The following is a 13205-nucleotide window of genomic DNA, read 5'->3' as shown; positions in this document are numbered from 1 at the left end:
TTTGCACCCATAAAAATCAGGAGTAACACATGTCTACTTTTCAAAGAACTGCCGCGTATCATACACTTGGCTGCAAATTAAATTTTGCAGAAACATCTACTATTGCCCGTCAATTAACAGATGCAGGTTATGATAAGGTGAGCTTTGATGAAAAGGCCAACGTATATGTAATCAACACCTGTTCAGTTACTGAAAATGCTGACCGTGAATGTAAACTTCACGTCAAGAGAGCAATGAAATCTAATCCTGATGGATTGGTCGTAATTGTTGGTTGTTATGCACAATTGAAGCCTGAAGAAATTTCTCAGATTGAAGGAGTAGATCTTGTTTTAGGAGCTAAAGAAAAATTTAATATTCTAAGCTACCTCGATGATTTAGAAAAATCAGATAACGAAGGGATCGTTCATTCATGTGAGATTGAAGAAACCGATTTCTTTATCGGGAGTTATTCAATTGGAGACAGAACAAGAGCATTCCTGAAAGTTCAGGACGGATGTGATTACAAATGTACTTACTGTACTATTCCATTGGCAAGAGGAATCTCTCGTTCGGACACCATCGAAAATGTTCTTAGAAATGCTACAGAAATTGCAGGAAAAGACATTAAAGAAATTGTTCTTACCGGAGTAAACATTGGTGATTACGGTAAGGGTGAATTTGGAAACAAAAGACACGAGCATACTTTCCTGGATCTTATTTCAGAACTGGATAAAGTAGAAGGAATTGAAAGAATTCGTATTTCTTCCATTGAACCTAATCTTTTAAAGGACGAAAGTATAGAACTGGTTTCTAAAAGCAGAAGCTTTGTTCCGCATTTCCATATTCCGTTACAATCAGGAAGCGATGATTTATTGAAAAAAATGAAACGTCGTTACCTTACTAAGCTCTATAATGACAGAGTGAATAAAATCCGTGAGGTAATGCCTGACGCAGCTATTGGTGTGGATGTCATTGTAGGATTTCCCGGAGAAACAGAGGACTTATTTATGGAAACGTATAACTTCCTTAATGAACTTCCAATTACTTATCTTCATGTATTTACTTATTCTGAAAGAGAAAATACTGAAGCTGCTGCAATGGAAGGAATCGTTCCTGTAGCGGAAAGAAAAAAACGTAATAAAATGCTTAGAATTCTTTCTGAAAAGAAGAAAATGGCATTTTATCAGACTCAACTTGGAAAAACGCTTCCTGTACTTTGGGAACACGAAAATAAAGATGGGAAAATGTTTGGCTTCACAGAAAACTATGTGAGAGTCCAAAAAGACTTTGATCCTGCATCCGTAAATCAAATCGAATTTCTAAATTTAGAAAAAATCCTGTCAGATGGCACGGTCTCAGTGCAATCTTCCTACCAAAATTTTTTAGCAAAAGCATAGGCTCTTTGCAAAATTTCCACTAAATTTATTTTTAAACTTTTAAATACTACATTCATGAGAGATAAGTTTTTATCTTGGGGAATTGTATTAGTAGTTGCTACCTGGATTGTAGCACTACTGATCAGAACGCACTATTGGATACCAACATTGTTATCCGCTATTTATGCATTAGGTGTTTACAATGCTTACCAATCGAAACATGCTATTCTGAGGAACTTTCCGGTATTGGGATACTTCAGGTACTTTTTTGAGAGTATTTCACCCGAAATGCAACAGTATTTCATCGAAAGGGAAACCGACGGGAAACCTTTCCCAAGAAATCAGCGTTCTGCAGTATACAGACGTGCTAAAAATCTTAGTGATACTGTAGCTTTTGGAACACAGCTGGAAGTTAATCATAGAAAATATGAGGGAATTAAGCATTCTATTTATGCAAAATCTCCATCAGAAGAGCTTCCAAGAGTTTGGGTAGGAGGAGAACAATGTACACAGCCTTACCATGCTTCTTTATTTAATATTTCAGCAATGAGTTTTGGAGCATTAAGTGACAGAGCACAAATTTCACTGAACAGAGGAGCGAAAAAAGGTAATTTCTTCCATAATACAGGAGAAGGAGGTATTTCTCCTCACCATCTGGAAGGCGGTGACCTATGCTGGCAGATTGGAACAGGTTATTTTGGATGCCGTGATGAAGAAGGAAAATTTAATCCTGAATTATTCACAAAATATGCAATACTTCCTAACGTGAAAATGATTGAGATCAAATTATCTCAAGGGGCAAAACCAGGACACGGAGGAGTACTTCCAGGAGTGAAAAATACACCGGAAATTGCTGCAATCCGTCATGTAAAGCCCGGGATGACCATTATTTCGCCACCATCACATACTGCTTTTTCTAATGCTGCCGGATTGTTGAGGTTTGTACAGGAATTAAGAGAACTTTCAGGTGGAAAACCAGTAGGGTTTAAACTTTGTATTGGGGATACTAAAGAATTTGAAGATGTCTGCGTGCAAATGAATGTACTGAAATCTATCCGGACTTTATTACGATTGACGGAGCAGAAGGAGGAACAGGTGCTGCACCACCAGAATTCTCAGATGGAGTAGGGATGCCTTTGGAGCCAGCTCTGATCTTTGTTAACAGAACTCTTAATAATTATAATCTTAGAAACAAACTAAGAGTTATTGCCAGCGGTAAAGTACTTACGAGTTTAGATATCTTAAGAGCTGTTGCAATGGGAGCAGATATGTGTAACAATGCAAGAGGATTTATGTTCTCTCTTGGTTGTATTCAGGCTCTAAGATGTAATTCCAACAATTGTCCTACAGGAGTAGCTACACAAGACAAAATGCTTATTAAAGGACTTGATGTAACGGATAAGGCAGAAAGAGTATATCATTTCCACAAAAATACCCTTCATACTTGCAATGAACTGATTGGAGCAGCAGGAAGAAGCTCTTATGAGGAAGTAGATGCTACAATGTTTATGAGAGGAGATGAATTTGATCACCTTGCAGATCTTTACTTCCCGGATATTTTAGGGAATGTAAAGCAAAAAGCAAGACCTTAATTAATGAAAAAAAATAAGCTGTTCTAAGAACAGTTTTCATAAAAAAATCAGATTAGAACTTTTCTAATCTGATTTTTTTATGACTGATATCTTATATCGAAAATACGATGATCTGAGTTCTGAAGATTCCTACCAATATCTCTTAAATAAAATAAGGAAATAATAGGATATTAATAGCTGGAATCATCAATAAAAAAACCGCCTGGTTGGGCGGTTTATATTTTAATCTTCACCAGGAATTACTCTGTCTCTGCTATCGTATATCTGGAAATTAAAAACAAATGTTTTATTTCTATAATCTCCTCCCAAATAAGGGTAGAAAGGATTTCTTGCAAATGCTGCTCTCGATGGAACAATAATTACTCCTTGTAGGTTGTAAGGGGCTTCACTTGGCATATTATCAAATGCAGTAAATTTTTGCAATGCTTCCCTGAACCCTGCAATTTCATAATAGCTTCTGTCTTTACCAGATGTTGCTCTTACACTTGCCTTTGAATAATAATACATAGGATCAACCGATGGAAGTGTGCTTCCGTCTATAGTATTTAAAAATGGAGTGATCGAAATAAATTGAGGAACTCCATTATTATCCCTTGCTTCAAAAGCATTAATTTTACCCATTATCTTAATGACACTATTGTCATTTATTGCTTTCCCTTTGCCAGCATCTGGCTGCGCACCATCTCTCATGATATAGATAGTTCCTGAAGGAAGTGTTTGAGGCTTCAATTGTGATAATTTCTTTTGATGGTCATCAGCAGTATCTGTCGCACTAAAAGTTTTTATATTTCCTTGTGCATCAAGATAATTTTCGTCCATAAACTTTTTAATGGCCTGATCATCATAGTTGTTTTGCACATTGACATCCGACGGCTCTATGTACACTACATAATCATCATCTTTTTTACAAGCAGTAAAACTCAAAGATCCTGCAAGGATATATAAAAATATTTTTTTCATTTCAAAAACTTTAATTACTTTACAAATAATATAACGGCAAAAGTATAAAAAAATATGAGAATAGATAAATTTTTGTGGAGCATTCGTTTTTATAAGACGAGAAGTATTGCAGCTGAGGAGATTAAAAAGAATAGAGTTTCTATTGGAACGTCTGCCGTAAAGTCATCTAAGGAGGTAAAAGAAGGAGATATCATTAAGGTTCGTAAGAATCAGATTGATTATAAGATAAAAGTACTCCAGATTCCTAAAAGCAGAATCGGAGCAAAATTGGTTCCGCTTCATATACAGGATGTCACAGATAAGGAACAATATGAGCTTCTTAAACTTCGTAAAATGTCTCAGGACTATTATAGAAATAAAGGAGAAGGAAGACCTACGAAGAAAGACAGACGAGATATGGATGATTATGTAGGTAACGATATTGATGGGGACTTTACCGACTGGGATGATTTCTTTGGAGAAACCGATGGTGAATCCGAAGAAGATAATTAAAATAGAAAAGCTCTAGAGATAGAGCTTTTCTATTATTTCTTTGACAATATCCTCAGGTTCTCTGGCGTCAGTACCCACAGTAAATTGAGCTTTACTATAAAACTGATTTCTTTCAAATAGATGCTTGGCAATGAATTCAGGGAGATCCTCATCGGAGATATTAGCAATTAAAGGTCTTTTTTCTTTTTGTTTAGAAAGTCTCTCAACCAATGTTCCCACAGAAGTTCTTAAGAAAAAACTTCTGGAATTATGGTTAATGATTTCCATATTATTATAGTAAACAGGAGTTCCGCCTCCAAGGCTTAGTACAACATTCTCTTCAGAAGCTAATATTTCTTCAAGAGCTTCTCTTTCTAGCTTTCTAAAATAAATTTCTCCATTTTTTTCAAAAATTTCAGGAATGGTTAATTTATTTTTCCTGGTGATCTCTTTATCAAGATCAATGAGTTTAAAATCTATTTTGTCGCTTAATATTTTGGAAATGTGAGATTTGCCACTGCCCATGTATCCAATTAGTGAAATTATCATGAATTTTTTTTAAACAAATTTGCGAAAAAGTTTTGAGATAAAGAAAAAAGTTATATCTTTGCACCACTTAAAACAAGGGACATTACTTAAATGAAAACTTGTTATAATAAGTGGCCGACTCGGTAGCTCAGCTGGTAGAGCAATACACTTTTAATGTATGGGTCCTGGGTTCGAATCCCAGCCGGGTCACTAGCAATAAAGATTACTAAATTTGTAATTTTATTGCCTGCGTGGTGAAATTGGTAGACACGCCATCTTGAGGGGGTGGTTTCCTAAGGATGTGCTGGTTCGAGTCCAGTCGCAGGCACTGCAAAGAAAAATTTTATAATTAAGAATATTTTTTTATATTTATTCCTAATTGTGGCCGACTCGGTAGCTCAGCTGGTAGAGCAATACACTTTTAATGTATGGGTCCTGGGTTCGAATCCCAGCCGGGTCACAAGTTTACTGAAAAGTAAATTTTTTTCATATTAATATTTTGTGATTTGGTGTTTCAAAGGCTTCCTTCCGGAGGCCTTTGATTTTTTATATTAAGACCTAATTACTTTAAATGGTGATTGAAATAAAAACCCTGACCATATAGATCAGGGCATATTTTTAAGACATCATATTTATAAAGTAAATACTAGTCAAGGTGTATATTATCAATTAATCTCACTCCGTCCACAACCACTACGATAAAAGCTCTGAAATTTCTGTCTTTATAGAAAAAATCAGTTTCCTGTAGAGTGTTTTCATCCGCAATCAGAAAATATTCTAACTGCATCCCTTGTTGGTTGTCAAAAATATCGGTTACTCTCTCTTTGATTTCAGGGATACTTACCGTTCTGAACCAGTCGTTTACTTTATTTAAGGTTTCATAAATGATTTTCGAAGCTTCTTTCCTGTCTTCATGCAGTCTTTGGTTTCTTGAACTTAATGCCAATCCGTTATCTGCTCTGTAGATAGGAACTCCTTTTATTTTAACAGAAAGATGTTTTTTATCAACCATTTTCCTGATAATTGCCAATTGTTGAAAATCTTTTTCCCCAAAATAAGCATTGTCGGGCTGTACTTGTCTGAATAACTCTTCTACTACAGTTCCTACACCATCAAAATGTCCGGGTCTCGATTTACCCTCCATTTCATTTTCTAATCCTTCAAAATCATAGTGTTGGCTTTCTGCTTTTTCAGGATAAATGTCAGCTACTTCCGGAATATAAACAGCATCTACAAGTCCGGATTTTTCCAGAATCAGAATATCTCTATTGACGTCTCTAGGATATTTTTCAAGATCTTCAGGATTGTTAAATTGGGTTGGGTTTACAAAAATTGAAGAAATAACAAGGTCATTCTCCTTTTTTGCTTCTTCGTACAGGGAAAGATGTCCTTGGTGCAGAGCTCCCATTGTAGGGGCAAAGCCAATTCTTTTTCCCATTTCTTTCTGTCTTTCAATGAAATCCTGAAGGGTTTTCCTGTTTTTGATAACTTCCATAGTTTATTTTAATACTTATTCAAAAATACTAAAAATATCATATAATAAAATGTGTTTTTACCAATTTGGGAAAGGGAATTTTCGTAAAAAAATGTTAATTAAAATAATGTTGGATGTTTTTTTGTAATTTTGCACATTAAAGCATTTTTACAAAAATTAGATAGAAAGTTTATGCCGAATCAAAAAATACTGTACATTACTACAGAGATGTATCCGTACCAGGAAGATACAAATATGGCCGCTGTGGTAAACAAAATGGCGCTTAAGATGCACAATGAAGGCAATGATGTAAGAGTTTTTATGCCAAGATTTGGACAAATCAGTGAGAGAAAATTCCAACTTCATGAGGTGATCCGTCTTTCAGGGATGAATATTATTATCAATGACCTGGATCAGCCACTTATCATTAAAGTAGCGTCTCTTCCGGGGGAAAGACTTCAGGTTTACTTTATTGACAATGAAGAATACTTCAAAAGAAAGCAATATTATTTCGATGATGAGGGAACTCCTTTCGACGATAATGACGAAAGAGCTATTTTCTTTGCAAGAGGAGTCATTGAAACCATCAAGAAACTGAACTGGGTTCCGGATGTTATTCATTTGAATGGATGGATGTCTTCTTTTGTTCCAATTTATCTTAAAACTTATTACGAATCAGACACTTACTTCAAGGACGCAAAAATTGTTCTTTCTTTATACAATGAGAAAGAAGCTGAACTTGATAAAAAGATCGATGAAAAGCTGAAGTTTGATAATATTTCAGGACTAAAAGCGTTAGATAACCCGACGATCAAAAGTTTCGTTATCGAAAGTATGAACTATGTAGATACTGTTGTAAAAGGAGATGAATTCCTGGATGAAGACCTTGATAAGGCTTTCAATGAAACAGCGACTCAAAAGTCGGAGTATCTTGACGTAGATTCTATAAATCAACTTTATTAAAAAACACATTTTTAATGACTCATACTCTTAAAAGGACATTCGCCATGCTTTTATTGGCGGTTTTCGGAAGTGCAATACTTTATAACTGTGAACCGGATCCGGATTCCCTTGGTCAGCAACTCTTTGATAAAGATGCAGCAGTAGGTACAGAAACCCTATATGATGTTGTAGCTTATAATATCAGTAATAATGACTCTATCAGAAGTGATGCTTCAAGATTGGTAAGTGAAGTTACTGATGCAGGATCAACTCTTGCCGCTGTTTTAGGAGCCTTTAATGAAGGGCAGTTCGGAATGCAGAGAGCTTCTTATATTACGCAATTGAGAATGCCAGTGGATAACTTCGACTTTAGCGGTCCAAAACCACAGGTGGATTCAGTAGTTTTAGTTTTAAGAACACCAGCAAATACAGCAAATAATACATATTATATTGCAGATTCACTAAAAGCACCTGGTGCTTACGATAATAATGATTTCATGATCAATGGGGAAAAAGTACCCGTTTCAATAGAGAAAAAATCATATCCAATTCGTAAGTATGGTAAGGTTGTTAAATCAATGAAAATTAATGTACAGGAAGTTACTACCTTTTTGGATATCAATAATATAAATGTTTTCACACGTTCCAATGTAAATGTAAATACAGGGGCGTTGTTGGGTTCAGCTAATTTTGATGGAAATGTAAGTACAGTAACAGTTACCAAAAAATCTGATAATTCAAATGTGTTTTCAGGAAACCTAGGATTCAGAATACCACTAGATAAAGATTTTTTCCAGACTCGTATTGTAGATAAAAAAGGAAAACCAGAACTTCAGGATGCTGCTAACTTTACAAGATATTTTAAAGGAATCAGACTTTCAGTTGAAAATACAGACGGTTATCTTTTCCCGATTTCAGCTAATGATATGGAACTTATCATGTATTACAAATATGATTTAACGGATAATGGTAAAGTGACAAGACCACAGACCACAGTTAAATTTAATCTGGGGAGTTTAAATGCTCATATCGGGCAGTATGAATATGACAGAAGTAATACTGCTGTTTCTTCAGCGTTAGCAAGTGTCAACAAAACTGATGGTGATAAGCTGCTTTATCTTCAAGGAATGGGTGGACCTTCTGTAGGAGTTAAAATTTCTGATAATACCATTGATGAGCTGAAAAAACGATTCGCTGAAAATAAAGCTGGTATTGTAGGAGCTACAATCAGAGTGTATATGGATAAAGATAAAACATGGACTAAGCCTCATGCTATAGATGCTGACCGCAAGTTTATACTTACTCCATTCACTTATAAAGCAGATAATACAATCGATTACTCAAAATGGAGTTTCTCTGCAGATACGAGTAAAGGATTCCCAATATATTATCACGTAACTTCATCTGAATACTATGATTTTGTAGTAACGCAAACCCTTAAAGACATTGTTGAAGGTAAGACTGTTACAGGTCAAACTCAAAAAACATTTGCTTCAAATGATCCATTGTTAATTAATGCAGGATCATTCCTGAGAGATTCTAAAGGAGCTGCTTATGGACCAAGATTTACAACCAGAGCTATTGATATGAACAGAATAGTGATGATTGGATCAGATAAAAGTGATAAGAGAATTAGGCTGAGAGTTACTTATTCAACAGCAAACAATAAATAAAACACAATAAACACAAGATAAAATAAATATGTGCGGAATAGTAGGATATACAGGTTTCCAGGATGCTTATGAGATCGTAATTAATGGTCTTAGAAGATTGGAATACAGAGGGTATGATAGTGCCGGGATTGTTTTAGAAGGTCCAAACAATAAGTTTGAAGTTGAAAAAACAAAAGGTAAAGTAGAGGATTTGGTGAATATTTCGGAACAATTAAAAGGAACTGCCAATATTGGTATGGGGCACACCCGTTGGGCTACTCATGGGGTTCCAAGTGACAGAAATTCACACCCACATTTGTCAAATAATGGAAAAATAGCACTTGTACATAATGGAATCATTGAAAATTATGATACTATTAAAACAATGCTTACCGAAAAAGGATTTACTTTCAAATCAGAAACAGATACAGAAGTATTGGTAAATCTTATTCAATATTTTATGGATCTTAATCCGGAGATTGATTTTCCTACAGCTGTGAGATATGCTTTAAATGAAGTGTATGGAGCATATGCGATTACAGTGCTTCATGAAGATCACCCTGGAGTATTGGTGGTAGGAAGATTAGGTTCTCCATTGGCAATTGGAATCGGTGAAAAAGAATATTTCATTGCGTCTGATGCATCTCCATTTGTGGAATTTACAAAAGAAGCGATCTACCTTGAGGAAGGTCATATGGCTACTATTTCCCTAGAAACAGGAGTAGATATCAGAACAATCAATGATAACTCTAAAATTGAGCCTGAAATTCAAGAGCTTAAATTAAGCTTAGAACAGATTGAAAAAGGAGGCTATGAGCATTTCATGCTGAAAGAAATCTTTGAACAGCCTAAATCTATTCACGATACTATGAGAGGAAGACTTCTTGTAGATGAGGGGGTAATCAAAATGGCAGGAATCTGGGATCATGTAGAAAAGTTCAAAAATGCTAATAGAATTATCATTATTGCTTGTGGTACTTCATGGCATGCTGGTCTTATCGGAGAGTATCTTATTGAAGAATACGCAAGAATTCCGGTAGAAGTAGAATACGCCTCAGAATTTAGATACAGAAACCCTATTATTACTGATAAAGATGTTGTAATTGCTATTTCTCAATCAGGAGAAACAGCGGATACAATGGCTGCTTTAAAATTGGCAAAAGAAAAAGGGGCATTTATATATGGTATCTGTAATGTAGTAGACTCATCTATTGCGAGAATTACAGATGCAGGTTCATACACCCATGCAGGGCCTGAAATTGGGGTGGCTTCTACAAAGGCGTTTACAGCACAGCTTACAATTCTTACCTTGATTGCATTTAAACTAGGAAAGCATAACGGAAACCTAGGAAATGCTGAATTTATGAGCTTAATTGCTGAGCTTGATGCTATTCCTAAGAAGATTGAAGAAGTATTGAGTGCTACTCATGAGCTGACTCAAAATATTGCAAAGGATTTTGTAAAAGCTACAAATTTCCTTTATTTAGGAAGAGGATACAATTATCCTGCTGCCCTAGAAGGAGCCTTGAAATTAAAAGAAATTTCATACATCCATGCAGAAGGATATCCGGCTGCAGAAATGAAACATGGACCAATCGCTTTGATTGATGAGAATATGCCAATAGTTATTATAGCACCTAAAAAAGGGCACTATGATAAGATTGTAAGTAATGTTCAAGAAATTAAAGCAAGAAAAGGGAAAGTAATAGCAGTTGTGAATAAAGGTGACCGTCAGGTTAGCGAAATGGCAGACTATGTTATTGAAATCCCTGAAACCTCAGAATGTTTCTCTCCAATTGTAGCATCAGTACCTTTACAGTTACTTGCTTATTATATTGCAGTATATAGAGGAGCAAACGTAGATCAGCCTCGAAATCTGGCGAAATCTGTAACTGTGGAATAAAAATTAGTTGTAAATAAAATAAATTTAGATTTCTTCCGTTATTTCAAAAAAAATCTTAAAAGTTTCTTAAAAAAATTATATATTTACGGCTTAATTATAAAAATTAACATGAAAAGGATATTTCTTTTATTATTGTCTGCGTCGGTAGCATCGGTATCTTGTTCAGGTGGTGGCAGCTCTTCTGTAGGGAAGCCAGGAACAAAAGGTGAATTGATACCAAGAGAAAAAACTAAATCATTTGTTGCGGAAAGACCATACGGAATGGTTGCAATTCCTGCAGGTTCATTTGTTGCTGGTTTAGCAGACCAGGATCCAACAAATACGCCTGAAAAAGCATCATTGAAAACAGTTACTGTTTCTTCTTTCTTCATGGATGAAGCAGAAACTACCAACTCAGAATACAGGGTATTTATCAACTATGTAAGAGATTCTATCGCAAGAACTCTACTCGCTGAAGCTGCCGGAGAAGGTGGCGACGAAGGTGGTCGTAGAGGGGCAAGCATAGGAGATTATGCATACCTTGCTAAAAAAGAAGAAAATTTAACCCCTTATCAAGAATATATGGAAGGTCAGGGGGGCCGTGAAGACGGAACCTATGACGCAAGCAAAAGATTAGACTGGAAAATTCCTTTGCACTGGAGTACTTCAAAATACCCGGATGTAGAATACGCAGAAGTTCTGGAATCTTTGTATCTGCCTGCTTCTTCAAGAATTGGAAACGAAAGAATTTTAGATGTAAGTAAACTGAAATATACGTACCGTTGGGGCGATATGGATGCTGCACTTGCAGATAACGAAAGAGGAGCCAATTACCTGAAAAGCCAAAGTATCGCGATTTATCCCGATACTACGGTTTGGGTAAAAGATTTCCACTTTGCTTACAATGAGCCATTATTTGAACAGTATTTTTGGCACAAAGCTTACAAAAACTATCCTGTAGTGGGAGTTACCTGGGATCAGGCGAGAGCTTATTGTAACTTTAGATCTAAATTGAAAACTGACTATAACGAAAGTTTAAAAAGAAAAAAACAAAGACCATTGCAGTTCCGTCTTCCAACAGAGATCGAATGGGAATATGCTGCAAGAGGAGGTATGCAAAATGCCACTTACCCTTGGGGTGGTCCATATTTAATGGATGACAGAGGTTGCTACTTAGCAAACTTCAAACCTAAGAGAGGTAATTATATGGAAGACGAGAAAAAAGGTACTTATACATATACAGCTCCAGTTAAGAAATTTAAGAAAAATGGATTTGGGTTATTTGATATGGCTGGAAACGTTTCTGAATGGACAGAATCTGCTTATAACAACTCATCTTATGGATTCTCTTCTACATTAAATCCTTCTACTAAAGATAAAAAGGATACTAAAAAATCTGTAAGAGGTGGATCTTGGAAAGATATAGGATATGCACTAATGACGGGGGCAAGAGATTGGGAAAGAAAAGATTCAGCAAGAAGCTATATCGGATTTAGAACTGTACAGGATATTCCTGAAGCAGCTGTTAAGCCAAGAAGAGTTAACAGATAATCATCAAAACAATTATTTTTCAATACAATTTTATTTAACATTAAAAAAACTAACTCAATATGTTTAAGACTAAAGATGCTTGGATGAATTTCTTCTATTCATTCGGTGCTGCAATTGTAATTCTTGGAGCTTGGCTTAAATTACTCACATAACCCTGGGACCAATTAATGGTAATATAGCGCTTACTGTAGGGCTTATTACAGAAGCGATTATCTTTATTATCTTCGCTTTCGACCCTCCAAAAACTGAAGAGTCTTATGCTTGGGAAAATGTTTATCCTGAATTATTAGATAAACATGCAAACCCAAACCCATTACACTCAAATGTAACTACTAGAAATACAGGTAACCATTTTGCAGAATTAGAAAATTCTCTTTCTACTAAATTGGATAAAATGCTTGAAGATGCAAGATTAGATGTTCAATTATTTGAAAGACTAAGAACTGGAATTGACAAGTTTTCAAGTTCTGTAGATCAAATTAACCAAACTGTTGACGTTTCTGCTTCTACTCATAAATATAATGATCAGTTGAACAAGGCTGCTCAGCATATGGAAAGTATGAATGCATTATATGCTATGCAGTTGGAAAGCGGTAAGAAACAAGCAGAATTTGCTACTAAATATGTTTCTGACATGCAGAAATCTGTTGAACATTCTGAAAAATTCAATCAAGAGCTTCAAGGTTTAACTTCTAATCTTAATAATTTAAATAGAGTTTATGGTGGTATGTTAACTGCTATGAAGTCTTAATTCCTAACCATTTCTGAACTTAAACTATTTAATCAAAAAACAAAGAA

Annotated in this window: 9 protein-coding genes, 3 tRNA genes and 2 pseudogenes; 11 read left to right on the top strand and 3 right to left on the bottom strand. The window is 35.4% G+C overall.

The window, feature by feature from the left end; genetic code table 11:
* Nucleotides 1-29: 29 nt before the first annotated feature.
* Both mtaB and QWZ06_RS21715 read left to right on the top strand, forming a co-directional pair.
* Nucleotides 30-1376, top strand: coding sequence for a tRNA (N(6)-L-threonylcarbamoyladenosine(37)-C(2))-methylthiotransferase MtaB (gene mtaB, locus QWZ06_RS21720; RefSeq protein WP_290301079.1), 1347 nt, complete (start codon nt 30-32; stop codon nt 1374-1376).
* 54 nt (nt 1377-1430) lie between these two features.
* Nucleotides 1431-2947 (top strand): annotated as a pseudogene (locus QWZ06_RS21715) (FMN-binding glutamate synthase family protein).
* Between the two features lie 222 nt (nt 2948-3169).
* Here QWZ06_RS21715 and QWZ06_RS21710 read toward each other — a convergent pair.
* Nucleotides 3170-3907 carry a hypothetical protein gene (locus QWZ06_RS21710; protein ID WP_290301078.1) on the bottom strand — a complete coding sequence of 246 codons (738 nt, stop codon included), beginning with the start codon at nt 3905-3907 and terminating at the stop codon, nt 3170-3172.
* A 54-nt stretch (nt 3908-3961) separates the two neighbouring features.
* Here QWZ06_RS21710 and QWZ06_RS21705 point away from each other — a divergent pair, with 54 nt between their 5' ends.
* A complete protein-coding gene (locus tag QWZ06_RS21705) occupies nt 3962-4399 on the top strand; it encodes an RNA-binding S4 domain-containing protein (RefSeq protein WP_290301077.1) in 438 nt (145 codons plus the stop codon).
* A gap of 12 nt (nt 4400-4411) precedes the next feature.
* On the opposite strand, the gene QWZ06_RS21700 is transcribed toward QWZ06_RS21705, so the two are convergent.
* Nucleotides 4412-4927, bottom strand: a complete 516-nt coding sequence (locus QWZ06_RS21700) for a shikimate kinase (protein ID WP_290301076.1) — start codon at nt 4925-4927, stop codon at nt 4412-4414.
* Nucleotides 4928-5043: 116 nt separating this feature from the next.
* Here QWZ06_RS21700 and QWZ06_RS21695 point away from each other — a divergent pair.
* The 3 genes from QWZ06_RS21695 to QWZ06_RS21685 all read left to right on the top strand — a co-directional run bounded on the left by QWZ06_RS21695 (nt 5044) and on the right by QWZ06_RS21685 (nt 5366).
* Nucleotides 5044-5116 (top strand) — tRNA-Lys (locus QWZ06_RS21695).
* A gap of 35 nt (nt 5117-5151) precedes the next feature.
* A tRNA-Leu gene (locus tag QWZ06_RS21690) sits at nt 5152-5234 on the top strand.
* Nucleotides 5235-5293: 59 nt separating this feature from the next.
* Nucleotides 5294-5366, top strand: a tRNA-Lys gene (locus QWZ06_RS21685).
* Nucleotides 5367-5552: 186 nt separating this feature from the next.
* Here QWZ06_RS21685 and panC read toward each other — a convergent pair.
* A complete protein-coding gene (gene panC / locus QWZ06_RS21680) occupies nt 5553-6401 on the bottom strand; it encodes a pantoate--beta-alanine ligase (protein ID WP_290301075.1) in 849 nt (282 codons plus the stop codon).
* Nucleotides 6402-6572: 171 nt separating this feature from the next.
* Between panC and QWZ06_RS21675 the strand changes: the two genes are divergently transcribed.
* The 5 genes and pseudogenes from QWZ06_RS21675 (at nt 6573) to porL (ending at nt 13158) form a co-directional block, all read left to right on the top strand.
* Nucleotides 6573-7343 carry a glycogen/starch synthase gene (locus tag QWZ06_RS21675; protein ID WP_089738608.1) on the top strand — a complete coding sequence of 257 codons (771 nt, stop codon included), beginning with the start codon at nt 6573-6575 and terminating at the stop codon, nt 7341-7343.
* A gap of 14 nt (nt 7344-7357) precedes the next feature.
* Complete coding sequence (locus QWZ06_RS21670; protein ID WP_290301074.1) at nt 7358-8995, top strand: DUF4270 family protein; 1638 nt, start codon at nt 7358-7360, stop codon at nt 8993-8995.
* A 28-nt stretch (nt 8996-9023) separates the two neighbouring features.
* Nucleotides 9024-10877, top strand: coding sequence for a glutamine--fructose-6-phosphate transaminase (isomerizing) (gene glmS, locus QWZ06_RS21665; protein WP_290301073.1), 1854 nt, complete (start codon nt 9024-9026; stop codon nt 10875-10877).
* 108 nt (nt 10878-10985) lie between these two features.
* On the top strand, nt 10986-12407 hold the full coding sequence (porK, locus tag QWZ06_RS21660) for a T9SS ring complex lipoprotein PorK/GldK (RefSeq protein WP_290301072.1): 1422 nt from the start codon (nt 10986-10988) through the stop codon (nt 12405-12407).
* Nucleotides 12408-12466: 59 nt separating this feature from the next.
* A pseudogene (gene porL / locus QWZ06_RS21655) lies at nt 12467-13158 on the top strand (type IX secretion system motor protein PorL/GldL).
* Nucleotides 13159-13205: the final 47 nt, after the last annotated feature.

Origin of the sequence: Chryseobacterium tructae (assembly GCF_030409875.1) — a bacterium.
Lineage (GTDB): Bacteria > Bacteroidota > Bacteroidia > Flavobacteriales > Weeksellaceae > Chryseobacterium > Chryseobacterium tructae.
Note: the sequence above shows the minus strand (reverse complement) of the source record. Positions and strands in the feature narration are given on the sequence as shown.